The sequence below is a fragment of the Pseudomonas borbori genome, assembly GCF_900115555.1.
GTDB lineage: Bacteria > Pseudomonadota > Gammaproteobacteria > Pseudomonadales > Pseudomonadaceae > Aquipseudomonas > Aquipseudomonas borbori.
On the sequence record NZ_FOWX01000009.1, the window covers coordinates 124,509 to 148,554 of the forward strand.

Below are 24,046 nucleotides of genomic sequence, written 5' to 3' on the forward strand. Positions count from 1 at the left end.
AGCTCGAGATTTAATCCCTATGGAATGGCTGGCCAGCCCTGAACTCTGGGTCGCGTTTCTGACCCTGACCGCCCTGGAAATCGTCCTCGGCATCGACAACATCATCTTTATCTCGATCCTGGTCAGCCGCCTGCCCAAGGCCCAGCAACCCAAGGCGCGCTTCTTCGGCCTGGCCCTGGCCATGGGCACGCGGATCCTGCTGCTGCTGTCGATCAGCTGGGTGATGCGCCTGACCACCGACCTGTTCCAGGTCTTCGGTGAAGGCTTTTCCGGACGCGACCTGATCCTGTTCTTCGGCGGCCTGTTCCTGCTGTTCAAGAGCACGGCGGAGATCTACCACAGCCTGGAAGGCGAAGAGGAGGCGCAGGGTACGGGCGGCAAGGCCTATGGCTTCATGGGCATCATCGTGCAGATCGCCATCATCGACATCGTCTTCTCGCTGGATTCGGTGATCACCGCGGTCGGCCTGGTCGACAATGTGCCGGTGATGGTTGCGGCCATTGTCATCTCGGTGATCGTGATGATGCTCTCGGCTGGCACCATCAGCGACTTTATCGACAAGCACCCGAGCCTGAAGATGCTCGCCCTGTCGTTCCTGATCGTGGTCGGCACCGTGTTGATCGCCGAAGCCTTCGACGTGCATGTGCCCAAGGGCTACGTCTACTTCGCCATGGCCTTCTCGCTGGCGGTGGAAGCGGTCAATATCCGCCTGCGCACGGCCCGCGCCCGGGCGCGCAAGGAAGAGCTGGAGTCGGTGCACCTGCGCAAGGGTTCGCCGGACTGAGTTAGCCGGCTGGGCGTGCAACGCAACAAGGGGTAGGCTAGAGCGCCTGCTTCTGTCCGCAGGCAGCCCTTCATCATTCTGTTCGAGGTATCGCCATGGCACTGGAAACCTGGCTTGCGTTCTTCGCCGCCTGTTGGGTCATCAGCCTGTCGCCGGGAGCCGGGGCCATTGCCTCGATGTCCGCCGGGCTGCAATACGGCTTCTGCCGCGGCTACTGGAATGCCCTGGGTCTGCAGTTGGGCCTGGCCCTGCAGATCGTCATAGTCGCCGCCGGGGTCGGGGCGATTCTCGCCGCATCGGAAGTGGCGTTCAGCCTGATCAAGTGGTTCGGCGTGGTCTATCTGGTGTACCTCGGCTATCGCCAGTGGCAGGCCTTGCCCAGCGCCATGACGGCGCCGGCCGAGCGTCCGATCGGTCGGCCGTTGACCCTGGTCCTGCGCGGCTTTCTGGTGAATTTCAGCAACCCCAAGGCCATCGTTTTCATCCTGGCGGTGCTGCCGCAGTTTCTCGATCCGCAGGCGCCGTTGCTGGTGCAGCACCTGCTGATGGGCGTGACCATGATCGGCGTCGACCTGGTCGTCATGGCCGGCTACACCGGGTTGGCGGCACGGGCGCTGCGCGCCTTGCGTGCGCCGCGTCAACAGCGGGTGATGAACCGGACATTCGCCGTGCTGTTCGTCGGTGCCGCCGCGCTGTTGGCCACGGTACGCCGCGCACCGGCCTGAGCGGGAGTCGTTGGTCTTGAATGAGCAAAGCGCCCGGATACGTGTCTGGATAGATGCCGACGCCTGCCCCAAGGCGGCCAAGGATCAAGTGGTCAAGTTCGCCCTCAAGCGGCACTTCGAGGTGTTGCTGGTGGCCGGTCAGGCACAGGTCAAGCCGGCCTACGCCTGCGTGCGGCTGATCGTGGTGCCCAGCGGCCTGGATGCGGCGGATGACTATCTGGTCGAGCATGCCGTGTCTGGCGAGTTGGTGATCTGCAGCGATGTGCCCCTGGCCGATCGCCTGGTGAAGAAGGGGGTTGCCGCGCTCGATCCACGCGGCAAGGAGTTCGACGAGGGCAACATGGGTGAGCGCCTGGCGGTGCGCAATCTGTTTACCGAGTTGCGCGAGCAGGGCCAGGTCGGCGGTGGCCAGGGGCCCTATGGTGAACGCGACAAGCAGGCCTTCGCCAATGCCCTGGATCGTATTCTCACGCGCTTGTTGCGCAGCTGAAGCCCGGCCGCGCCGACTTCAGCCGCCCCAGGGCGTAGGATGGGTATCGCTGTGCTCTCCGCCCCATTCTTGTCCCTCGACTGCCGCCCAAAGAGACGATAGTTCCCGGCAGATCATTGGGGGAGGATCAGGAATAAGGGGCTAACCGCACAGGTAGGTGCCGGTGCCGACCGCCACCAGGGTGCCGTCATCGCTGTGCAGTTCGCTGCGCACCACCGCAACCTTGTTGCCGGAGCGTAGCAGCACGGCGCTGGCAGTGAAGTGCTGGCCGCGACCGGGGCGCAGGTAGTCGATGCGCAGGTCGATGGTGCCCAGCTTGGACAGCCGCGCCATGCGCTCCTGGCTGGACAGGTGGCGGTGCTTGTCGAAAGCGCCGATCAGCGCCATGGCGCCGCCGACGACATCCAGCAGCGAGGCGATCACCCCGCCATGCAGGATGCCGTGGACGAAGTTGCCGATCAGTCCGTCCTGCATCGGCAGGTGCATGGTCACCCGCTGCGAACTCAGTTCACCAAGCTGGATGCCCAGCATCTGGTTGAACGGGATGCGCTGAAAAAAGCCGCTCACGGCCTTCTGCAGTTCCTCGGTGAGTTCGATAGGTGGAGTGGTCATGGCGCCTGCCTTTACGAGGGGTTGCTCACGCTGCAGCAGGCTGGTCTGCTTGGCCAGAGGCGCGGCCGGTGTGCCGCGCGCATTGGCGGGTTTGACCTAGACGTGGGTCAGTTCGAGTACCCGGTCGACCAGCTTGTTGATGCCCGAGGCCGCTTCACTGATCGATTGGGCGAGCATGTAGGCGGGCGTGGTGACCAGCTTGTTGGGGTGATCCTCGATAATTTCGCTGACTTCGCATTCGTGATGGATGGCGCCCATCTGGGTCAGGGCGGCGGCGGTGTCATGGTCGTTGCCGATGGTGCAAACCACGCCGCGGCCGAAGATCCTTGCCGCCAGAGCCGGAGCGATGCACATCAGGCCGACCGGTTTGCCGGCCTTGACGAAGGCCTGGGTGGCGTTCAGCACGTCGGCCTGCACCGTGCAGTTGGCGCCACTGAGGACGAAGTCCGAGAGGTTCTTGGCCACGCCAAAGCCGCCGGGCATGATCAGGGCGTCGAAATCGTCCACATGCAGCTCGCGTACGTCCTTGATCTTGCCGCGCGCGATGCGGGCGGCCTCCACCAGGACGTTGCGCGTCTCGTCCATTTCATCGCCGCTGTAATGATCGACCACATGCAGTTGCTGCACGTTCGGTGCAAAGCACTGCACCTCGGCGCCGCGCTGGTCGAGGCGCAGCAGGGTGATAACACTCTCGTGGATCTCGGCGCCGTCGTAAACGCCGCAACCGGACAGAATCACCGCTACTTTTTTGTTCATTGAGAACTCCTGGTCACTGGGCTGAGTCAGGGTGGCTATGCAGGCCATGACGGGGCTGCAGCCGATCCTCGACGAGTTGGGCGTGATGGCGGGGGTGCACATCATCCGCCTGGTCAAGATTCTTCTGCTAATCCTAGCTTCTGGGCTTCGATGGCGATATGGGCTTGAGTTGAATTACAGCCTGCTAGGCGATATCGATGTGGGGCGGAGTGCCCGGGGTGTTTCGCCCGCTCGGCCTGCTCTCTCGCTGCGCTCGGGAAAACGCTGCGTCGCTCGACGACGCTGGGCATGCTGGGCACAATGATGCGGCAGGCCGGCGCGCCGCGTTGGCGGCGTTTCGCCTGCGACCGTCATCATTTGGTCATAATGGTGGCTTATAACTGTCACGCTCGCCCGTTCGTGCGGGCTATGGAGTCTGCTGTGAGCTTTACCCCTGCCAATCGCCTGTTTCCTGCCACGCGCCTGCGGCGCAACCGTCGCGATGAGTTTTCCCGGCGCCTGGTGCGCGAGCATCGGTTGAGCGTCGACGACCTGATTCTGCCGGTGTTCGTCCTCGACGGCGACAACCGCCGCGAGGCGATCGCCTCGATGCCGGGTGTCGAACGGCTGTCCATCGACCTGCTGCTGCAGGAGGCGGAGAAGTGGGTGGCCCTGGGCATCCCGGCGCTGGCGCTGTTTCCGGTGACGCCGCTGGAGAAAAAGTCGCTGGACGCTAGCGAGGCATGGAACCCCGAGGGCATCGCCCAGCGCGCGATTCGCGCCCTGCGTGCCCGTTTTCCGGAGCTGGGCATCATCAGCGACGTGGCCCTGGATCCCTTCACCACCCACGGCCAGGACGGCATCCTCGACGAACACGGCTACGTGCAGAACGACGTCACCGTCGACGCCCTGGTCAAGCAGGCGTTGTCGCATGCCGAGGCCGGTGCCCAGGTGGTCGCGCCCTCGGACATGATGGACGGTCGGGTGCAGGCTATCCGCGAGACCCTGGAACTGGCCGATTTCCCCAATGTGCGGATCATGGCCTACTCGGCCAAGTACGCCAGCGCCTACTACGGCCCGTTCCGCGATGCGGTGGGTTCGGCAGCCAATCTGGGCAAGGCCAACAAGGCCAGCTATCAGATGGATCCGGCCAACGGCGACGAGGCGCTGCACGAAGTGGCCGCCGACCTGGCCGAAGGCGCCGATATGGTGATGGTCAAGCCGGGCATGGCCTATCTGGACATTCTCTGGCGGGTCAAGCAGGAATTCCGCGTGCCAACCTTTGTCTATCAAGTCAGTGGCGAGTACGCCATGCATATGGCCGCGATCCAGAATGGCTGGTTGAGCGAGGCGGTGATCCTCGAATCGCTGACCGCGTTCAAGCGGGCCGGTGCCGATGGCATCCTTACTTATTTCGCCGTGCGTGCGGCAGAACTGTTACAGCCGGGGCGCTAGTCCCGCCAGGACGATCCAATGACTACCGAAGGACTCACCCCGAGCGAATTGCAGGCTGCCGAAGCAGTCGTCGCCGAACTGCCGGCGGAAATTCTGCTGCCGATCGAAACGCCGGTGCTCGCACCCACGCCGGCTCCGCCCATGGTGGTGCCGAACCTGGACGACAGCAGCCTGTATATCCACCGCGAGTTGTCGCAGCTGCAATTCAATATCCGTGTGCTGGAGCAGGCACTGGATGAGTCCTATCCGTTGCTGGAACGGCTGAAGTTTCTGCTGATTTTCTCCAGCAACCTGGACGAGTTCTTCGAGATCCGTGTCGCCGGCTTGAAGAAGCAGATCAACTTCGCCCGCGAGCAGGCCGGCGCCGATGGCTTGCAGCCGCATCAGGCGCTGGCGCGGATTTCCGAGCTGGCGCACGAACAGGTCGAGCGCCAGTATGCAATTCTCAACGACGTGCTGTTCCCGGCGCTGGCGAAGCACAATGTCAACTTCATCCGCCGCCGTCACTGGAACGCCAAGCTGAAGGTCTGGGTGCGCCGCTACTTCCGCGACGAAATCGCGCCGATCATCACGCCGATCGGCCTGGATCCGACCCATCCGTTCCCCTTGCTGGTGAACAAGAGCCTGAACTTCATCGTCGAGCTGGAGGGCATCGACGCCTTCGGCCGCGATTCGGGTCTGGCGATCATCCCGGCGCCGCGCCTGCTGCCGCGGATCATCAAGGTGCCGGAGGAGGTCGGCGGTCCCGGCGACAACTACGTGTTCCTCTCCTCGATGATCCACGCCCATGCCGACGACCTGTTCCAGGGCATGAAGGTCAAGGGCTGCTACCAGTTCCGCCTGACCCGCAACGCCGACCTGTCGGTGGACACCGAGGACGTCGAGGACCTGGCCCGTGCCTTGCGCGGCGAGTTGTTCTCGCGGCGTTACGGCGATGCGGTGCGTCTGGAGGTGGTCGACACCTGCCCGCGGCCGCTGCTGGATTATCTGCTCAAGCAGTTCAGTCTGGGCGAGAGCGAGCTGTACCGGGTCAGCGGGCCGGTCAACCTGACCCGCCTGTTCAGCATCACCGGCCTGGCCAGTCACCCGGAACTGCAGTACCCGCCGTTCACCCCGGTGATCCCCAAGCTGCTGCAGAACAGCGACAACATCTTCAGCGTGATCAGCAAGCAGGACATCCTCCTGCTGCACCCGTTCGAGTCCTTCACCCCGGTGGTCGATCTGCTCCGTCAGGCGGCGAAAGATCCGCATGTACTGGCGATTAAGCAGACCCTGTACCGCAGCGGCGCCAACTCGGAAATCGTCGATGCGCTGGTCGAGGCCGCGCGCAACGGCAAGGAAGTCACCGCGGTGATCGAGCTGCGCGCACGCTTCGACGAGGAGTCCAACCTGGCCTTGGCCAGTCGCTTGCAGGCGGCCGGTGCGGTGGTGATCTACGGCGTGGTCGGTTTCAAGACCCACGCCAAGATGATGCTGATTTTGCGCCGCGAAAGCGGCGAGATCGTCCGTTACGCGCACCTGGGCACCGGCAACTACCATGCCGGCAATGCCAGGCTGTACACCGACTACAGCCTGCTCACCGCCGATGTGGCCCTCGGCGAGGACGTGGCGAAGATGTTCAGCCAGCTGATCGGCATGGGCAAGACCCTGCGCATGAAGAAGCTGCTGCATGCGCCCTTCACCCTGAAGAAAACCCTGCTCGACCTGATCGCCAAGGAAACCGCCGCCGCGGCCGAAGGCAAACCGGCACAGATCATCGCCAAGTTCAACTCGTTGACCGATCCGAAGATCATCCGCGCGCTGTACAAGGCCAGTCAGACCGGGGTGCGCATCGACCTGGTGGTACGCGGCATGTGCTGCCTGCGTCCCGGAATTGCCGGGGTGTCGCACAATATCCAGGTGCGTTCGATCATCGGCCGCTTCCTCGAGCACACGCGGGTGTTCTACTTCCTCAATGGCGGCGAGGAGAAGATCTACCTGTCCAGCGCCGACTGGATGGAGCGTAACCTGGACAAGCGCGTCGAAACCTGTTTTCCGGTGGAAGGCAAGAAGCTGATCCTGCGGGTGAAGAAGGAGCTGGAGGCCTACCTGACCGACAACACCCAGAGCTGGGTGCTGCAGCCGGACGGTCGCTACCTGCGCAGCAGCCCGACCGGCAACCAGAACCCGCGCAGCGCCCAGGCCGGGCTGCTGGAGAAGCTGACGGTGCCGCTGGTCAGCGCACGCTGAGCTCGATGCCGATGCGCTTGAGCCACTCGGCTTCCTGAGTGAAATCCGCCTGGGTCAGCGGGTTGGCCGCCAGCCAGTCTTCGGGGAAGACGATTTCCAGGCTCTGCGCGCTGGCCTGCAACTGCACCTTGGGCATCGCCTGGGTGCTGCGGATGTGATGAAACAGGATGGCGAAGCGCAGCAGTACGCACAGACGGATCAGCTTGATGCCTTCTTCGCCGAATTCGCCGAGCTTGTCCTTGGGTATGTTGCGCCGGTGGCCGCGCACCAGCAGGGCGAGCATCTGCTGATCCATGCGTGAGAAGCCGGCCAGGTCGGAGTGCTCGATCAGGTAGGCGCCGTGCTTGTGGTACTGGTAGTGGGCGATGTCCAGACCCAGTTCATGCACCCGCGCGGCCCAGATCAGCAATTCGCGATGCCATTCGTCGCCCAGTCCCCAGCTGCCAGCCACCTGCTCGAGGGCTTCCAGGGCCTTGTGCTCGACCCGCGCGGCCTGCTCCAGGTCGACGTGGTAGCGCTCCATCAGTGCGCTCAGGGTGCGCTCGCGTACGTCTTCGTGGTGATGGCGGCCAAGCAGGTCGTAGAGTACGCCTTCGCGCAGGGCGCCTTCGGAGTGCGACATGCGCTCGATCTCGCAGGCATCGAAAATCGCCTCGAGAATGGCCAGGCCGGCGGGGAATATCCCGCGGCGATCCGGCTTGATGCCGTCGATGTCGAGCTTGTCCACGTCGCCGAGCTTGAAGATCTTGCGTTTGAGCCAGGCCAGGCCTTCCGGGTTGATCTCGCCAGTGCCCAGCCCGGCGGCCTGGATCGCCAGGCCGATGGCCTTGATGGTGCCGGATGCACCCACCGCATCCTGCCAGCCGAGCCGGCGCAGGGCATGCTCGATGCCCATGATTTCCAGGCGCGCCGCGGTATAGGCCTGGGCATAGCGGGCCGGGGTGATCTTGCCGTCCTTGAAGTAGCGCTGGGTGTAGCTCACACAGCCCATCTGCAGGCTCTCGCGCAGCAACGGCTCGAAGCGCTGGCCGATGATGAACTCGGTACTGCCGCCGCCGATATCGGCAACCAGGCGCTTGCCCGGCGTGTCGGCGATGCTGTGGGACACGCCGAGGTAGATCAAGCGTGCTTCTTCGCGACCGGAGATGACTTCGACCGGGTGACCGAGGATCTCCTCGGCGCGGCGGATGAATTCGCCGCGGTTGTGCGCCTCGCGCAGGGCATTGGTGCCGACGATACGCACCGCCCCCTCCGGCAGGCTGGCGGTCAGTTGGGCGAAGCGTCGCAGGCAGTCGATACCGCGCTGCATGGCGGCCTCGTCGAGCAGGCGCAGCTCGTCGATACCGGCGGCCAGTTGCACCTTGTCGCCCAGGCGCTCGAGGATACGCAGTTCACCGTGATCGGCCTTGGCCAACACCATGTGGAAGCTGTTGGAGCCCAGGTCGATGGCTGCAATCAAGGGAAATGACTCTGCAGGGGTATGCGGCATGATGGGGCTTTCTCGATACGGAACGCCGACATCCTGCCACGATAGGTGGAGCGCGCCAACGCATACCGATGTCGCAGGTCGACGGCCTGCCCTTGGCCGCCCGGCGCTTGGCCGCTCCAGGCGTGGGCCCGCTGAGCCCGTCGCCGGCGGGCAAAGGCCGTTGCAGAGGCGGTCTGGGCGCCTTGTGCGGTCCAGCTCCGGTGCGTTTCTGGCTGGAGTTGCGCAGACCTTTGCCAGGGCCTATAGATAAGCTCAATGGCGCCCGCCTTCCTGTGTCGGGAAAGCCGGGCTATGATGTCGCCCATCTTTTGCTTCCGAACACGGGGACTTTCCATGAGCGAATTCATCACCAATGTCAGCGATGCCAGCTTCGACCAGGACGTCATCCAGGCCGAAGGTCCGGTTCTGGTCGATTACTGGGCTGAGTGGTGCGGTCCGTGCAAGATGATCGCGCCGGTACTCGATGAGATCGCCAGGGACTATCAAGGCAAGCTGAAAATCTGCAAGCTGAATATCGATGAGAACCAGGGAACCCCGCCGAAATACGGCGTGCGTGGCATCCCGACCCTGATGTTGTTCAAGAACGGCAACGTTGAGGCCACCAAGGTTGGCGCGCTATCCAAGTCGCAACTGATGGCCTTCCTCGACAGCAACATCTAAGCTGGGTCGAGTCGCAGAAGCCCTGCCTGGTGCGGGGCTTTTTTCTGCGCGAACGCTGGACGTGCCGACAAAGCCGGTGTTACATTCGGCCTCGCTGTATTTCCTATACAGCCCTCTGCAAGCCGTCGCCGACGGATTCCTATTCGAATACCTTCGATACACAAGCGGGCGATCCAGTCGTCTTCTCAGTGGCGCGGCCTCCCAAGCTAAATAGCTTATTTCCCCTCCTTCATGATTACGTCATTCCTATGAATCTGACCGAACTCAAGCAAAAGCCGATCACCGAACTGCTGGAACTCGCCGAACAGATGGGCCTGGAAAGCATGGCTCGTTCGCGCAAGCAGGACGTGATTTTCTCGCTGTTGAAAAAACACGCTAAAAGCGGTGAGGAAATCTCCGGTGATGGCGTGCTGGAGATTCTCCAGGACGGTTTCGGCTTCCTCCGCTCCGCGGACGCTTCCTACCTGGCCGGCCCCGATGACATTTACGTCTCGCCGAGCCAGATCCGCCGCTTCAACCTGCGTACCGGCGACACCATCGTCGGCAAGATCCGCCCGCCGAAAGAAGGCGAGCGTTACTTCGCCCTGCTCAAGGTCGACACGATCAACTTCGACCGTCCGGAGAACGCCAAGAACAAGATTCTGTTCGAGAACCTGACGCCGCTGTTCCCCACCAAGCGCCTGGTCATGGAGGCCGGCAACGGCTCCACCGAGGACATCACCGGCCGCGTGATCGACCTCTGCGCGCCGATCGGCAAGGGCCAGCGTGGCCTGATCGTGGCGCCGCCGAAAGCCGGCAAGACCATCATGCTGCAGAACATCGCCGCCAACATCGCGCGCAACAACCCGGAATGCCACCTGATCGTTCTGCTGATCGACGAGCGCCCAGAGGAAGTGACCGAAATGCAGCGCACCGTGCGCGGCGAAGTGGTCGCCTCGACCTTCGACGAGCCGCCGACCCGCCACGTGCAGGTCGCCGAGATGGTGATCGAGAAGGCCAAGCGCCTGGTCGAGCACAAGAAGGACGTGGTCATCCTGCTCGACTCCATCACCCGTCTGGCGCGGGCCTACAACACCGTGATTCCGAGCTCCGGCAAGGTGCTCACCGGTGGTGTCGATGCCCATGCCCTGGAAAAGCCGAAGCGCTTCTTCGGCGCCGCGCGCAACATCGAGGAAGGCGGTTCGCTGACCATCATCGCCACCGCGTTGGTGGAAACCGGCTCGAAGATGGATGAAGTAATCTACGAAGAGTTCAAAGGCACCGGCAACATGGAGCTGCCGCTGGACCGTCGCATCGCCGAGAAGCGCGTATTCCCGGCCATCAACATCAACCGCGCCGGCACCCGTCGCGAAGAGTTGCTGACCGCCGAAGACGAGCTGCAGCGCATGTGGATCCTGCGCAAACTGCTGCACCCGATGGACGAAATCGCCGCCATCGAGTTTCTTATCGACAAGCTGAAAGCGACCAAGACCAACGAAGAATTCTTCATGTCGATGCGACGTAAATAAGAAAGCCGCAAGCTGCAAGCGACAAGCCGCAAGCGGTTGCCAGGTCGCTTTGAGCTTGTAGCTTGCCGCTCGAGGCTTGTAGCTCACTATGCAATATCGCGACCTGCGCGACTTTATCCGCGGCCTGGAACAGCGCGGTGAACTCAAGCGCATCCAGGCACCGATCTCCCCGGTGCTGGAAATGACCGAAATCTGCGACCGCACCTTGCGCAAGGGCGGTCCTGCGTTGCTGTTCGAAAATCCCACGGGCTTCGGCATGCCGGTGCTCGGCAACCTGTTCGGCACGCCCAAACGGGTGGCGCTGGGCATGGGGGCGGAAGAGGTCGGCGAACTGCGCGAGATCGGCAAGCTGCTGGCGTTTCTCAAGGAGCCGGAGCCGCCCAAGGGGCTGAAGGACGCCTGGTCGAAGCTGCCGATCTTCAAGAAAGTCCTGTCGATGGCGCCCAAGGTGCTGAAAGACGCACCCTGCCAGGAAGTGATCGAGGAAGGCGAGGACGTCGACCTCGGCAAGCTGCCGGTGCAGACCTGCTGGCCGGGCGATGTCGGTCCGCTGATCACCTGGGGCCTGACCATCACCAAGGGCCCGAACAAGGAGCGGCAGAACCTCGGCATCTACCGCCAGCAGGTGATTGGCCGCAACAAGGTCATCATGCGCTGGCTCAGCCACCGCGGCGGCGCCCTGGACTTCCGTGACTGGTGCGAGAAATATCCGGATCGACCCTACCCGGTGGCCGTGGCCCTGGGCGCCGATCCGGCGACCATTCTCGGTGCGGTCACCCCGGTGCCCGACAGTCTGTCCGAGTACGCCTTCGCCGGTCTGTTGCGCGGCCATCGCACCGAACTGGTGAAATGCCGCGGCAGCGAACTGCAGGTGCCGGCCAGCGCCGAGATCGTCCTCGAGGGGGTCATCCACCCCGGCGAGATGGCCGACGAGGGGCCCTACGGCGACCATACCGGCTACTACAACGAGGTCGACCGTTTCCCGGTGTTCACCGTCGAGCGCATCACCCGCCGGCAGCAGCCGATCTACCACAGCACCTACACCGGGCGGCCGCCGGACGAGCCGGCGATCCTCGGGGTGGCCTTGAATGAAGTCTTCGTGCCGATCCTGCAGAAGCAGTTCCCGGAAATCACCGACTTCTACCTGCCGCCCGAAGGTTGCTCGTACCGCATGGCGGTGGTGACCATCAAGAAGCAGTACCCCGGCCACGCCAAGCGGGTGATGCTCGGTGTCTGGTCGTTTTTGCGCCAGTTCATGTACACCAAGTTCGTCATAGTCACCGACGACGACATCGATGCGCGCGACTGGAACGACGTGATCTGGGCCATCACCACCCGCATGGATCCCAAGCGCGACACGGTGCTGATCGACAACACGCCTATCGATTACCTTGATTTCGCCTCGCCGATCTCTGGATTGGGTAGCAAGATGGGCCTGGACGCTACCCATAAATGGCCGGGCGAGACCAGCCGGGAGTGGGGCCGTGCGATCGTTCAGGATGAGGCGGTCAAGCGTCGGGTCGACGATCTCTGGGCGCAGTTGGGGATCGACTGATACTGCATGGCTGGATAGATGAGCGACTTCGCTCGTGCTTACTGCAATACGTGCGGTGCCCTGAGCGGGCCGCTGGTTTGCGCCTTGGATTGAAAACGCTATGAAAGTAACCCTGCAACCCTCAGGTGCCGTGCTCGACGTCGAGCGAGGCGAGCGCATCCTCGATGCCGCACGCCGTCTCGGTTACGACTGCCCGCAGAGCTGTCGCAACGGCAACTGCCATATATGCGCATCCCTGCTGGTCAACGGCCGGGTGCGTCAGGCCGGCCAGATCCATGATCATGGCGAGGTGTTCGCTTGTCTGGCCGAACCCGAAGAGGAGTGCGTGCTCCTCTGGGACGGCGTGCTGGCCCCTGGCGAGCTGCCGATGCGCGAGTTGAACTGCCAGCTGATCGCGTGCGACGAGGTGGGTGGCAATGTGTTTCGTGTCCGTCTGCGTGCACCGGCTGGCAAGCTGCCGCGCTATTACGCGGGTCAGTATCTGTTGTTGCGGCGCGCCGAAGGTGAGTACTCGGCGTTCTCCCTGGCCTCGGCGCCACAATCGGGACGCGAGCTGGAGCTGCATATCCTGGCGCGCGACCCGTCCAGTGTCGCGGTCATCGAGCACCTGCGCGGGCAGGGCTTCGCCCAGGTGCAGATGCCGTTTGGCGACACCCATCTGGCCGAGTTGCCGGACGGCCCGCTGGTGCTGATCGCCGCCGGTACCGGCATGGCGCAGATGCGCAGCCTGATCGAGCACTGCCGCGCTGCCGGCTTTCCCCACCCCGTGCATCTGTACTGGGGCGCGCGCCGGCCGGAAGATTTTTATGAGTTGCCCTGCTGGGCCGAGTGGCAGTCGTTGCCCAACCTGTTCCTGCATCGGGTGGTCAGCGACCAGTGCGGCTGGCAGGGCCGTTGCGGTCTGTTGCACGAGGCGGTGTGCGAAGACTTTGCCAACCTCAAGCCGTTGCATGTGTATGCCAGCGGCTCGCCGGTCATGGTCTACGCGACCCTGGACGCCCTGGTCGAGGCGGGCATGGATGCGCGGCAGATGCGCGCCGACGTATTTGCCTACGCTCCCAGGGGCTGATTGACGCCCATGAAAAAGTCCGCCCGAGGGCGGCTTTTTCGTAGGGTGCGCTGCGCGCACCGATATTCCTGGGTGGGCCGAAGGTGCGCATGGCGCACCCTACCGGCTAATGGCTCAGCGAACCTGCACCACCACCTTGCCCACGGCCTTGCGCTGACCGAGGGTGTCGATCGCCGCTGCCGCCTGCTCCAGCGGAAAGGTCTGCGACACCAACGGCTGGAGTTTGCCTTCGGCATGCCAGGCGAACAGCTGCCGGAAGTTGGCGGCATTGTCCTGCGGCTGACGCTGGGCGAACGAGCCCCAGAATACCCCGACCACGGCGGCGCCCTTGAGCAGGGCCAGGTTGGCCGGCAACTCGGGGATGCGTCCGCTGGCGAAACCCACCACCAGCAGGCGGCCATTCCAGGCGATGCTGCGGATGGCCTGATCGAACAGGTCGCCGCCTACGGGGTCGTAGATCACGTCGGCGCCCTGGCCGCCGGTCAGGCGTTTGATTTCATCTTTCAGGTCGCTGTCGCTGTAGTTGATCAGTTCGTCGGCACCGGCGGCCTTGGCCACGGCCAGCTTCTCCGCGCTGCTCGCCGCGGCGATCACCCTGGCGCCCATGGCCTTGCCGATTTCCACTGCCGCCAGGCCGACGCCGCCGGAGGCGCCGAGCACCAGCAGGGTTTCACCGGGCTGCAGGTTGGCGCGCTGCTTGAGCGCGTGCATCGAGGTGCCGTAGGTCATGCCGAAGGCGGCGGCAGTGGTGAAGTCCATGCTCGACGGGATCGGTATGACGTTGTCGCCCGCCACCGCCACCTGTTCGGCAAAGCTGCCCCAGCCGGTCAGGGCCATCACCCGGTCACCGACCTTCAGGTGGCTGACCTTTTCCCCCAGCGCCGCCACCACGCCTGCTGCCTCGCCACCGGGGGAGAAGGGGAAGGGCGGCTTGAACTGGTACTTGCCCCCGATGATCAGGGTGTCGGGGAAGTTGACCCCGGCCGCATGCACCTCGAGCAGGATCTCGTTGCGCTTCGCTTCGGGGCTGGCGATTTCTTCCAGTACCAGGGTTTCGGCGGGGCCGAAGGCTTTGCACAGCACGGCTTTCATCGGGCTTCTCCTCTGCGGATGATGGGCTGGGGTCTGCTGACGTTTGGTGGCGAGCCGCGCCGCAACCAAGCGTCAGCAGACCCTTGCAGTGTTGGAGGCGAAGGGCTCTCGGTCAACGAGCATGGTCGCGTCTGATGGCGCTGCATAAGCCTGGGCGTTTTTTCACGCACGCCGGGGCTTGGGCTGCGGTCCGGCTATGGCTATGCTAGGCGCCCGATGTGGAGGAAGACCCCCTGTGAAAGTCTGGATCGCACTGTTGTTGGCCCTGTCCCTGCCCGTGATGGCATTCGCCGAGGACGCGGAGAAAGAACCGCAAGAGGATGCGCCGCCGACGGTTGCCTATGTCAGCCTGGTGCCCGCGCTGGTGGGCAATTTCGGTTCAGGGCCCAAGCTCAAGTTCTACAAGGCGGATATCGCCCTGCGGGTCAGCGGTACTGCAACCGAGGGCAAGGTCAAGCACCACGAACCGTTGATCCGCAATCAGTTGGTGATGCTGTTTTCCCAGCAGACCGAGGAGAGCATCGGAGCGGCCGGCGCCAAGGAGGCGCTGCGCCAGGAAGCGCTCAAGCAGGTGCAGGACATCCTGACTCAGGAAGAAGGCCGGCCGCTGGTGGACGACCTGTTGTTCAACAATCTGATCATTCAGTGATGCCCGCGATAAGAGCGCTGTAGGTTCGCGGCTGAAGGGGGATGAGGTCGTGTCGGTTGCGTGGGCCTGCACATTCCCCCATCTCCCATCAGGCCTGGTCCCGCCAGACACAGATGCGGTTGCGGCCCTCGTGCTTGGCGCGGTAAAGCGCCTGGTCGCAGTGCGCTACCAGCAGGTCCGGCGACTCGCCGCCGTCGGGTTCGGCAACGGCCAGGCCGATGCTCAGGGTCAGGTGACCCAGCGGGCTGGCCGGATGGGCGAGGTTGAGCGCTTCGAGTCGTTGCTGGACCCGGGAGGCGACATGCATGCCGCCCTCCAGGCCGGTATCGGCGAGGATGATCGCGAATTCCTCGCCGCCATAGCGGCAGGCGCTGTCGCCTTCGCGCTGCAGGCTGGTGCGCAAGACGTCCGAGACCTGGCGTAGCGCATCGTCGCCGGCCAGATGACCGAGCCGGTCGTTGTAGCGCTTGAAGTAATCGATATCCAGCATCAGCAGGGCCAGCGAGGCGCCCTGGCGGCGCAAGCGGCGCCACTCGCTGTTGAGCTGGCTGTCGAAAAAGCGCCGGTTGTACAGGCCGGTCAAGCCGTCCTGTTGCGACAGGCGTTGCAGCTGCGCTTCGAGCTGCAGGCGTTGGCTGTTGTCGCGCGATACCCCGATCAGGTATTCGTGGTCGTTGAGCCGAACCAGCTGGGCGCTGATTTCCGCGGCTTGTTCGCTGCCGTCGCGACGGCGCATCTTCTGTTGGAAGATGGTCGACAGCTTGTCTTGCTGGGCCTGGCGGACGCCCTCCAGCCAGTCGCGGTAACCCGGCAGTAACTGTTCCGGATCCTGCTTGAGCAGTTCGCGGAAGGCCTCTGCGCTGTAACCCAGGCTGTTGTGGGTGGCCTGGTTCATGTGCAGGATGTCGCGGTTCTGCGGGTCGATGATGAACAGGCCGTCGTGACTGGAATCGGTCAGGTCGAGTACCAGTTGCAGGCGCTCACGGCTGTCGCGCAGCACTTGCTCGATCTTTGCGCGTTGCTCGAGTTCTTCGCTCAGACGCCGGTTGCCGGCTTGCAGGGCGCTGGCGCGCCGCGCGTTGCCCAGCGCCAGGCCAATGGCTGCGACCAGCAACAGGCTGATGGTCAGGCTGGCGCCGAGGACGACCTGCGGTAGAGGCGTGGCCAGTCGTTGTACCAGCTGCTCGGTTGGTTTGAGGCGCAGGGTAAAGCTCTGGTTGTTCAAAAGATCCAGCGGCACCTCCTGCTGCAGGGCGTCAAGGGCATCGGGTCGTTCGTGGCTGTAGATCGGCCGGCCCGCTTCCAGCAGGTAGACGCTGAAGTCGTGGCTATCGGCGTGGCTGAGCAGTTCATTCATCAGCCCTTCGACGCGAAACACCCCTTGCAGGAAACCATCGAAGACCCGTTCGTTGTGCTCATCGTGGATATACAGCGGGGTGTAGAGAATAAAGCCGCGGCCACCCTGGAGCAGGACGAAGCTGTTGGAGAAGCGCGGTTCGCCCGAGGCCTTGGCCCGTATCGCCAGGTTGAAGTTGGGGTGGGCCGGGGTCAGGCGGAATTGCCGGGCCGCTTCATTGCCCAGCAGGGGTTCGATCCAGCGCATACTGAGGTCGGCATCGAGCCATTGGATGGCCTGGTAGCCCTTGAAACGTTCGAGCGCGAAGCGGCTGTCGAGCAGCCATTCGTCCATCGGGATGCGCCCGCGGTGACTCCATTGCAGGGCGATGCGGCGCAGGCCGGCGACCTGATCATGCAGGCTGGCTTCCAGTTGCCGGGCCAGGCTGCGCGCCTGGTAGCCGACGCGTTCGGCGACACGCTCCTGCTGTGCGATCAGCAGTCGCTGCCAGAGTAGCAGGCTGATCAGGCACAGGCCCAGCAGCAAGGCCGCAAGCGCCAGGCGAGCTGGCCAGGGGGACTGAGAGCGCAGCGGCATGAGTGAGGTCCGTGGGCGGTTCACTTACCTCTTAGCACAGTGCCGGTGCCCAGTGCCAGAGCTGGCTCAGCGCAGTGCGAAGATTGCCGCCCATTGTTCGGCGCTGACCGGCATCACCGACAGGCGACTGCCTTTGTGCACCAGAGGCAGTTCCAGCAGGGCGCTTTGCGCCTTCAGTGTGGCCAGCGGGATGACTCGCTCGAAGGCTTCGACAAAGGTCACGTCGACCGCGCTCCAGGGGTTTTTCTCGGTGCTGGCCCTGGCGTCGAAGTAAGGGCTGTGCGGGTCCAGCGCCGTCGGGTCGGCGTAGGCGGGGCTGCTGATGCAGGCGATACCGGCGATGCCCGGCTCGGGGCAGCTGGAGTGGTAAAAGAACAGCTGTTCGCCGACCTGCATGCTGCGCAAGAAATTGCGCGCCTGGTAGTTGCGTACCCCGTCCCAGCGGGCTTGGCCGAGGCGCTGCAGGTCGTGGATGGAGAACTCGTCGGGTTCCGATTTCATCAGCCAGTTGGGCATGAACTTTGCTCCGTGAAGTCGGCCTTTGCTGCGGGCTGATGGCCGTAGGTGTAGCTGACGACCGTTTGGCGCCAGAAATTGCCTGGTTGTAAGCGCTGGCGGACAATGCCGGCCTTTGCGCCAGACAGTTTGTACGGCCGATAACAATAACTAACAATAACCGCCGCCGGCCCACCGTGCGCAGCATGCCTTGAAGGGGGAGGCATCCGATGAAACGCAAACCAGATCTATTGTGGGTATTAGTCATCCTGTTCGGCCTGGGCGTGGTTACTACGGGTTACACCCAGAGCCAATGGGAGCGCCAGGGCGATATGCCGGTTAACCATTCCGCACAACCTTGACCCGCTTGCTCGATCCGCCATGTGCCGCAGGGATCGCGGTACCACCAACGCAGTTCAGTACCACGCCCTGTCCGTCACCGTCGCCTTGAGCGGTACATCCCAGCTGGCCAGTGCCAGTCGATCCACCTGCTGACATTCATGCGCCAGACCCAATAAGGTCGGGTTGTGCCATTTTTTGCGCACCCCGCGATAGGCCAGGCTGCGATCGTAAAAGCCACCGCCCATGCCGATGCGTCCGCCATGACGGTCGAAGCCGACCAGCGGCAACAACACCAGATCCAGTGCCCATACCTTGCGTTGCCGGGCGCGGTTATGGCGCGGCTCGGGGATGCGGAAGCGGTTGGGTTGCATGGTTTCGTGGGGGCGCACGCGCTGAAACACCATCTTGCTGCGCGGCCAGGCGTTGAGTACCGGCAGATAGGTGGCTTTGCCGCGGCGTTGAGCGGCGCGTAACAGCAACCGGGGGTCGATTTCGCCATCGTTGGGCAGGTACAGGGCGATGTGCCTGGCGCGCCGGAACAGCGGGTGTTGCGCCAGTTGCCGATACAGCTGGTGGGCGGCCCGGCGTTGCGCCTGCTTGCTCAGGGCGCGGCGCTCCTGTCGCAGCAGGCGGCGTAATTGCGGGCGGGGCAGGTCAGTAGCGTCGAGCATGGTCAGGCGCAGAACCTGTTGCCGGCAGCGGGCAACAGGTATGTAAAAGAGACTCCCCGACGTGCCGCTGTCGGCTTAGCCCTTGAACCCGAAAGTTCAAGGTGGAGGTTGCAGGAGGCGTTAAGGCTTTCCGTCAGGCGGACATGCACACCGGCCCCAACATGCAACCCCCGGGTTTGTGCGTATCGGCTCAGGGACATCACCAACTGGCGCACACCCCAGGGAGTGGCGGCCAGTATACCCGAAACCGCTGCGGCGCAATCAGTGAGCTTGAGCATCGTCATCGTTGGCCAGGGCATGGTCGACGCGTTCGAGCAGGTCGCGCACCTGGTCGCGGGTCGAGGTCGTTTGTTGATCGAGATTGTGCTGTTTGTGCAGCAGGTCATGGGTGATATTCAGCGCGGCCATCACCGCTATACGGTCGGCGCCGATGACTTTGCCGCTGCTGCGGATCTCGCGCATCTTGCCGTCCAGGTAGCGCGCGGCGCCTTCCAGATTGTTGCGTTCGTCCGGCGGACAGGCGATGCAATATTCTTTGTCGAGGATGTGCACGGTAACGGTATTCGACTGGGTCATGAGTCCTGCTCCAGGGCTTTGAGGCGCGAAATCATGGATTCGACCTTGTGCCGGGCCATTTCGTTCTTTTCGATCAGATGGGCACGCTCCTCGCGCCAGGCCTGCTCATTGGCCAGGAGAACCCGGTTGCGGGCCTTGAGCTGCTCGACGCGCTGGATCAGCAGGTCCAGCTTGGTCGTAAGGGCGTGCAGGTCGGCGTCTTCCATGGACTCTCGCTAAAGCTGGGCTTGACCGGACTGTATAGGCGCGTCCTCGTGCGGGGTCAAACCCGCCGATGGTTTTGCCGCGCCCGCCGGTGCTAGGATACGAGGCCTTCATTCTAGTGATTGCGCCGCTTGGCGCCTAGTGATCTATGCCGACTTCTCCTTATACCGCTTTCGCCGCGCTGCTCGCCAGCAGCGGTCATCCCGTTTCCCCTGCCGAGCTGCATGGTCTGCTGCTGGGCCGCAGCTGTGCCGGCGCCGGCTTCGATATCGACGCCTGGCTGGTGGATGCCGCCGAGTTGCTCGGCGCTGCGCCGCAAGACAACGTGCGCCAGGCCCTGATTGGCTTGCAGGAGATGGTCAAGGGCGAGTTGTGCGGCGACGAGGTCGCTGTGGTGCTGCTGTTGCCGTCCGATGACGCGCCGCTGCGCGAGCGTGCGGCTGCCCTGGGCCAGTGGTGCCAGGGTTTTCTCGGCGGCTTCGGCCTGACCGGCCGTGACAGCGCCTTGAGCGCCGAGGCCATGGAAGTGCTGCAGGACCTCTCGGCCATCGCCCAGGTGCAGAATGCCCTGGAAGAGTCGGAAGATGGCGAGAACGACTACATGGAAGTGATGGAATACCTGCGGGTAGCCCCGCTGCTGCTGTTCAGCGAGTGTGCCAAACCTGTGGCGGCGGCCGCCAAGCCGTCGCTGCATTGATTTATTTCGCGATAGAAGTGGACCCAGCCTGCCCATGATCAGCATCCCCAAGTCGGAATACGCCCGTCGGCGCAAGGCGCTGATGGCGCAGATGGAACCCAACAGTATCGCCATCCTGCCGGCGGCGCCGGTGTACATCCGTAATCGCGACGTCGAGCATGTCTACCGTCAGGACAGCGACTTCCAGTACCTCTCCGGCTTCCCCGAGCCAGAGGCGGTGATCGCGCTGATTCCCGGTCGCGAACATGGCGAGTACGTGCTGTTCTGCCGCGAACGTGATCCCGAACGCGAGCTGTGGGATGGCCTGCGCGCCGGTCAGGACGGCGCGATCAGCCAGTACGGCGCCGACGATGCTTTCCCCATCGGCGATATCGACGACATCCTCCCCGGTCTGATCGAAGGCCGCGAGCGGGTCTATTACGCCATGGGTACCAACCAGGAGTTCGATCGCCACCTGATGGAGTGGATCAACCTGATCCGCTCCAAGGCGCGCCAGGGTGCGCAGCCGCCCAACGAATTCGTCGCCCTCGATCACCTGCTGCACGACATGCGCCTGTACAAGTCGGCCGCCGAGGTCAAGGTGATGAGGGAGGCCGCGCAGATTTCCGCACGCGCCCATATCCGTGCCATGCAGGCCAGCCGCGCCGGGCTGCACGAGTTTCATCTGGAAGCCGAACTGGACTACGAGTTCCGCAAGGGCGGGGCGAAGATGCCGGCCTACGGCTCGATAGTCGCGGCCGGCAAAAATGCCTGCATCCTGCATTACCGCGAGAACGATGCGCTGCTCAGGGACGGCGATCTGGTGCTGATCGACGCCGGCTGCGAGATCGACTGCTACGCCAGCGACATCACCCGCTGCTTTCCGGTCAACGGCAGGTTCTCGCCCGAACAGAAGGCCATTTACGAACTGGTGCTGGCGGCCAACGAGGAAGCCTTCAAGCACATCGCGCCCGGCAAGCACTGGAACGAAGCCCACGAGGCGACGGTGCGAGTGATCACCGCCGGGCTGGTCGAGCTGGGTCTGCTGCAGGGCGAGGTCGACGAACTGATCGCCGCCGAGGCCTACAAGCCGTTCTACATGCACCGCGCCGGCCACTGGCTGGGCATGGACGTGCACGATGTCGGCGACTACAAGGTCGGTGGCGAGTGGCGGGAGCTGGAAGCCGGCATGGCCATGACCGTCGAGCCGGGCATCTACATCGCCGTGAACAACACCAGTGTGGCGAAGAAATGGCGCGGTATCGGCGTGCGCATCGAAGACGACGTGGTGGTGACCAGGAACGGTTGCGAGGTGCTCACCCTTGGCGTGCCGAAAACCGTCGGCGAGATCGAGGCGCTGATGGCCGCCGCGCCGACAGTGGCGGTCTGAACCCATGCCGCGAGTCGATCTGGCAATCATTGGCGGCGGTCTGGTCGGCGCCAGTCTGGCTCTGGCCCTGCAGGGCGAGGCCCGGGCGCGCGGCTGGCGGATCAGCCTGATCGAACCTTTCGCCCCGGGCGAAGGCTATCAGCCGAGCTACGATGCGCGCTCCACCGCACTGTCCTACGGCACGCGGCTGATCTACCAGCGTTTTGGTCTGTGGCCGGTCATCGCTGAGCGGGCCGAGCCGATTCGGCAGATTCACGTCTCCGACCGCGGTCGCTTTGCCGCGGCGCGCCTGAGCGCCAAGGATGAGGGTGTGCCGGCGCTGGGCTATGTGGTGGAGAACGCCTGGTTGGGCCAGTGCCTGTGGCAGGCTCTGGATCAGCAGGTGGTCAGTTGGCGCAGCCCGGCGCAGGTGACGCGCCTGGACGCGCAGGAGAGCGGTTACCGGCTGACCCTGGACGATGAGTCCAGCCTGGAGTGCGGCCTGGCGATTCTGGCCGATGGCGGCCGCTCCGGCTTGCGCGAGCAGTTGGCTATCGGCGTCAGCCACAGGCCCTACGGTCAGAGTGCGCTGATTGCCAATATCAGCCCGCAGGACGATCACCAGGGGTTGGCCTTCGAGCGCTTTACCGAAGACGGACCTATGGCCATGCTGCCGTTGGCGGACAAGCGCTGTGCGCTGGTCTGGACCCGCCCAACGGCTGATGCCGAACGCTTGCTGCGGCTGGACGAGGCAAGCTTTCTCAATGAATTGCAGCAGGCCTTCGGCTACCGTCTCGGCGCCTTGTGTCAGGTCGGTGCGCGGCACCTGTACCCGCTGGCGCTGACCGCGGCCGAAGAGCAGGTGCGCGCCCATCTGGTGGTACTCGGCAATGCCGCGCACAGCCTGCATCCGATTGCCGGGCAGGGCTACAACCTGTCCCTGCGCGACACCCTGGCGTTGGCCGAGACGCTGCTAAGCAGCAGTGCGCCGCTGGGCGATCTGGCGACCTTGCAGGGGTATCTGCAGCGGCAGCGGGTCGACCAGCAATTGACCGTGGGCTTTTCCGATCGGGTCACCCGCCTGTTCAGCAGTGGCCAGCCGCTGCTCGCCGCCGGGCGCGGCCTGGGCCTGCTGGGCCTGGACCTGCTGCCACCGGCCAAGCACTGGTTCGCCCGCCAGGCCATGGGCCTGGGGACCCGCAGCCTGTGAGCGCACGCCGCCGCAAAGCGTTGTCGCTACCCGGGGCGCTGGGCACGCCGGGCGCCGGGGCCGGTGGATCCGACGGACAGCGATCCGTAGGGTGCGCCGTGCGCACCATCTCCTCTTCCTGGTGCGCGCGGCGCACCCTACCTGCGAGCCGCCGGGCCAGGCAGCTGCCTCGGCAGCGCCGGTCACCATTCAATTCGCGCTGATTCAATAAGGAATGACTATGCAAGCGGATCTGATCATCGTCGGTGCCGGTATGGTCGGCAGCGCCCTGGCTTTGGCTCTGCAAGAGCAGGGGTTGGACATTCTGCTGATCGACGGCGGGTCGCTCAGCGTCACGCCGTTCGACCCCGCCGCGCCCTTCGAACCGCGGGTCAGCGCGCTGTCGATCGCCAGTCAACGGGTGCTCGAGCGGCTGGGCGTGTGGCCGGGCGTCGCCGCTCGGCGCAGCAGCCCCTATGCCGAGATGCGGGTGTGGGACGGCTGCGGGACCGGGCAGATTCATTTCAGCGCGGCCAGTGTGCATGCCGAGGCGCTCGGCCATATCGTCGAGAACCGGGTGGTCCAGGACGCCCTGCTCGAGCGCCTGCACGACGGCCCCGTAGGCCTGCTGAACCATGCCCGTCTGGAGCAGTTGCGCCGTTCCGGCGACGACTGGCTGCTGACCCTGACTGATGGCCGCCAGTTGCGTACCCCCTTGCTGATCGCCGCCGACGGCGCCAACTCGGCGGTGCGCCGCCTGGCCGGTTGCGCCACCCGCGAGTGGGACTACCTGCACCATGCCATCGTCACCAGCGTGCGCTGCAGCGAGGCGCACCAGGCCACGGCCTGGCAGCGCTTCACCGACGACGGCCCGCTGGCCTTCCTGCCGCTGGCCGGGCCCGCCGGCGAACACTGGTGTTCGATCGTCTGGTCGGCCACCCCCGGCGAAGCCGAGCGCCTGATGGCGCTGGATGACGCCGGTTTCTGCGTCGAGCTGGGCAAGGCCTTCGAACACCGACTGGGCCAGGTGCTGCATGCCGATCCGCGGCTGCGCATCCCGTTGCGCCAGCGCCACGCCAAGCGCTATGTCGAAGCAGGACTGGCGCTGATCGGCGATGCCGCGCACAGCATCCATCCGCTGGCCGGGCAAGGCGTCAACCTGGGTTTCCTCGACGCCGCGGTGCTGGCCGAGGTGCTGCTGCATGCCCAGGCGCGGGGTGAGCGCCTGGCCGATGAGCGTGTGCTGAGCCGCTACGAGCGCCGGCGCATGCCGCACAACCTGGCGATGATGGCGGCGATGGAGGGTTTCGAGCGCTTGTTCCAGGCCGATCCGCTGCCCCTGCGCTGGTTGCGCAACGCCGGTCTCGACTGGGTCGACGAGCTGCCCGAGGCCAAGGCGCTGTTCGTCCGTCAGGCGCTGGGGCTTAGCGGCGATTTGCCGGAGCTGGCGCGCGCCTGAATCCGCGGGCATGCCGTCAGGCTGTCCCGTTGGCGCGCGGTAGTCGCCCATGCCTGCAGCAGGCATCGCTGGCATGGGCT

General features: G+C 64.3%; 24 protein-coding genes and 1 other RNA gene. 15 read left to right on the plus strand and 10 right to left on the minus strand.

What is annotated here, in order from left to right:
* Window positions 1-19 precede the first annotated feature (19 nt).
* The 3 genes from BM315_RS09005 to BM315_RS09015 all read left to right on the plus strand — a co-directional run bounded on the left by BM315_RS09005 (window position 20) and on the right by BM315_RS09015 (window position 1,999).
* Window positions 20-784 carry a TerC family protein gene (locus BM315_RS09005; protein ID WP_090500015.1) on the plus strand — a complete coding sequence of 255 codons (765 nt, stop codon included), beginning with the start codon at window positions 20-22 and terminating at the stop codon, window positions 782-784.
* Window positions 785-879: 95 nt separating this feature from the next.
* The gene (locus tag BM315_RS09010) at window positions 880-1,509 is read left to right on the plus strand and encodes a LysE family transporter (RefSeq protein WP_090500018.1); all 630 of its coding nucleotides are present in this window, start codon (window positions 880-882) and stop codon (window positions 1,507-1,509) included.
* Window positions 1,510-1,546: 37 nt separating this feature from the next.
* Window positions 1,547-1,999, plus strand: coding sequence for a YaiI/YqxD family protein (locus BM315_RS09015; RefSeq protein WP_090500142.1), 453 nt, complete (start codon window positions 1,547-1,549; stop codon window positions 1,997-1,999).
* Between the two features lie 141 nt (window positions 2,000-2,140).
* On the opposite strand, the gene BM315_RS09020 is transcribed toward BM315_RS09015, so the two are convergent.
* Window positions 2,141-2,611 carry a thioesterase family protein gene (locus tag BM315_RS09020; protein WP_090500021.1) on the minus strand — a complete coding sequence of 157 codons (471 nt, stop codon included), beginning with the start codon at window positions 2,609-2,611 and terminating at the stop codon, window positions 2,141-2,143.
* A gap of 96 nt (window positions 2,612-2,707) precedes the next feature.
* Window positions 2,708-3,367, minus strand: coding sequence for an isoprenoid biosynthesis glyoxalase ElbB (gene elbB, locus BM315_RS09025; protein ID WP_090500023.1), 660 nt, complete (start codon window positions 3,365-3,367; stop codon window positions 2,708-2,710).
* Window positions 3,368-3,787: 420 nt separating this feature from the next.
* Here elbB and hemB point away from each other — a divergent pair, with 420 nt between their 5' ends.
* On the plus strand, window positions 3,788-4,801 hold the full coding sequence (gene hemB, locus BM315_RS09035) for a porphobilinogen synthase (protein ID WP_090500027.1): 1,014 nt from the start codon (window positions 3,788-3,790) through the stop codon (window positions 4,799-4,801).
* Window positions 4,802-4,819: 18 nt separating this feature from the next.
* Window positions 4,820-7,030, plus strand: a complete 2,211-nt coding sequence (gene ppk1 / locus BM315_RS09040) for a polyphosphate kinase 1 (protein WP_090500029.1) — start codon at window positions 4,820-4,822, stop codon at window positions 7,028-7,030.
* Here the strand turns inward: ppk1 and ppx are convergent.
* Window positions 7,017-8,519: an exopolyphosphatase gene (ppx, locus tag BM315_RS09045; protein ID WP_090500031.1), complete on the minus strand. Its 1,503-nt coding sequence runs from the start codon at window positions 8,517-8,519 to the stop codon at window positions 7,017-7,019. The two genes, ppk1 and ppx, sit on opposite strands and share 14 nt — an antisense overlap.
* 333 nt (window positions 8,520-8,852) lie before the next feature.
* Between ppx and trxA the strand changes: the two genes are divergently transcribed.
* The 4 genes from trxA (at window position 8,853) to BM315_RS09065 (ending at window position 13,311) form a co-directional block, all read left to right on the plus strand.
* Window positions 8,853-9,179, plus strand: a complete 327-nt coding sequence (trxA, locus tag BM315_RS09050; RefSeq protein WP_090500034.1) for a thioredoxin TrxA — start codon at window positions 8,853-8,855, stop codon at window positions 9,177-9,179.
* 248 nt (window positions 9,180-9,427) lie between these two features.
* A complete protein-coding gene (gene rho / locus BM315_RS09055; protein ID WP_090500036.1) occupies window positions 9,428-10,687 on the plus strand; it encodes a transcription termination factor Rho in 1,260 nt (419 codons plus the stop codon).
* An 88-nt stretch (window positions 10,688-10,775) separates the two neighbouring features.
* Complete coding sequence (gene ubiD / locus BM315_RS09060) at window positions 10,776-12,242, plus strand: 4-hydroxy-3-polyprenylbenzoate decarboxylase (RefSeq protein WP_090500038.1); 1,467 nt, start codon at window positions 10,776-10,778, stop codon at window positions 12,240-12,242.
* 100 nt (window positions 12,243-12,342) lie between these two features.
* Window positions 12,343-13,311, plus strand: coding sequence for a CDP-6-deoxy-delta-3,4-glucoseen reductase (locus tag BM315_RS09065; RefSeq protein WP_090500042.1), 969 nt, complete (start codon window positions 12,343-12,345; stop codon window positions 13,309-13,311).
* Between the two features lie 114 nt (window positions 13,312-13,425).
* On the opposite strand, the gene BM315_RS09070 is transcribed toward BM315_RS09065, so the two are convergent.
* Window positions 13,426-14,403 carry an NADPH:quinone oxidoreductase family protein gene (locus BM315_RS09070; protein WP_090500046.1) on the minus strand — a complete coding sequence of 326 codons (978 nt, stop codon included), beginning with the start codon at window positions 14,401-14,403 and terminating at the stop codon, window positions 13,426-13,428.
* 235 nt (window positions 14,404-14,638) lie between these two features.
* On the opposite strand from BM315_RS09070, the gene BM315_RS09075 reads away from it, so the two are divergent.
* Window positions 14,639-15,052, plus strand: a complete 414-nt coding sequence (locus BM315_RS09075) for a flagellar basal body-associated protein FliL (RefSeq protein ID WP_244527276.1) — start codon at window positions 14,639-14,641, stop codon at window positions 15,050-15,052.
* Between the two features lie 88 nt (window positions 15,053-15,140).
* On the opposite strand, the gene BM315_RS09080 is transcribed toward BM315_RS09075, so the two are convergent.
* Window positions 15,141-16,985, minus strand: a complete 1,845-nt coding sequence (locus tag BM315_RS09080) for a diguanylate cyclase (RefSeq protein WP_244527277.1) — start codon at window positions 16,983-16,985, stop codon at window positions 15,141-15,143.
* A 66-nt stretch (window positions 16,986-17,051) separates the two neighbouring features.
* Window positions 17,052-17,501, minus strand: a complete 450-nt coding sequence (locus BM315_RS09085) for an EVE domain-containing protein (protein WP_090500050.1) — start codon at window positions 17,499-17,501, stop codon at window positions 17,052-17,054.
* Between the two features lie 209 nt (window positions 17,502-17,710).
* Here BM315_RS09085 and BM315_RS25255 point away from each other — a divergent pair, with 209 nt between their 5' ends.
* Complete coding sequence (locus BM315_RS25255) at window positions 17,711-17,842, plus strand: hypothetical protein (protein WP_280140416.1); 132 nt, start codon at window positions 17,711-17,713, stop codon at window positions 17,840-17,842.
* 54 nt (window positions 17,843-17,896) lie between these two features.
* Here BM315_RS25255 and BM315_RS09090 read toward each other — a convergent pair whose 3' ends face one another.
* The 4 genes from BM315_RS09090 to BM315_RS09105 all read right to left on the minus strand — a co-directional run bounded on the left by BM315_RS09090 (window position 17,897) and on the right by BM315_RS09105 (window position 19,275).
* A complete protein-coding gene (locus BM315_RS09090; protein WP_090500053.1) occupies window positions 17,897-18,493 on the minus strand; it encodes a 5-formyltetrahydrofolate cyclo-ligase in 597 nt (198 codons plus the stop codon).
* 49 nt (window positions 18,494-18,542) lie between these two features.
* Window positions 18,543-18,721, minus strand: a non-coding RNA gene (ssrS, locus tag BM315_RS09095) — 6S RNA.
* Window positions 18,722-18,754: 33 nt separating this feature from the next.
* Complete coding sequence (locus tag BM315_RS09100) at window positions 18,755-19,069, minus strand: cell division protein ZapA (RefSeq protein ID WP_090500054.1); 315 nt, start codon at window positions 19,067-19,069, stop codon at window positions 18,755-18,757.
* The gene (locus BM315_RS09105; RefSeq protein ID WP_090500056.1) at window positions 19,066-19,275 is read right to left on the minus strand and encodes a TIGR02449 family protein; all 210 of its coding nucleotides are present in this window, start codon (window positions 19,273-19,275) and stop codon (window positions 19,066-19,068) included. Before BM315_RS09105 ends, BM315_RS09100 begins: the two co-directional genes overlap by 4 nt.
* Window positions 19,276-19,421: 146 nt before the next feature.
* Here BM315_RS09105 and BM315_RS09110 point away from each other — a divergent pair, with 146 nt between their 5' ends.
* The 4 genes from BM315_RS09110 (at window position 19,422) to BM315_RS09125 (ending at window position 23,966) form a co-directional block, all read left to right on the plus strand.
* Complete coding sequence (locus BM315_RS09110) at window positions 19,422-19,970, plus strand: YecA/YgfB family protein (protein WP_090500058.1); 549 nt, start codon at window positions 19,422-19,424, stop codon at window positions 19,968-19,970.
* Window positions 19,971-20,004: 34 nt separating this feature from the next.
* Window positions 20,005-21,339 (plus strand): Xaa-Pro aminopeptidase, encoded by a 1,335-nt coding sequence (gene pepP / locus BM315_RS09115; RefSeq protein WP_090500060.1) that lies wholly within the window; start codon window positions 20,005-20,007, stop codon window positions 21,337-21,339.
* Between the two features lie 4 nt (window positions 21,340-21,343).
* On the plus strand, window positions 21,344-22,528 hold the full coding sequence (ubiH, locus tag BM315_RS09120) for a 2-octaprenyl-6-methoxyphenyl hydroxylase (RefSeq protein WP_090500062.1): 1,185 nt from the start codon (window positions 21,344-21,346) through the stop codon (window positions 22,526-22,528).
* 220 nt (window positions 22,529-22,748) lie between these two features.
* Window positions 22,749-23,966 (plus strand): 2-octaprenyl-3-methyl-6-methoxy-1,4-benzoquinol hydroxylase, encoded by a 1,218-nt coding sequence (locus BM315_RS09125; RefSeq protein ID WP_170862186.1) that lies wholly within the window; start codon window positions 22,749-22,751, stop codon window positions 23,964-23,966.
* Window positions 23,967-24,046 lie beyond the last annotated feature (80 nt).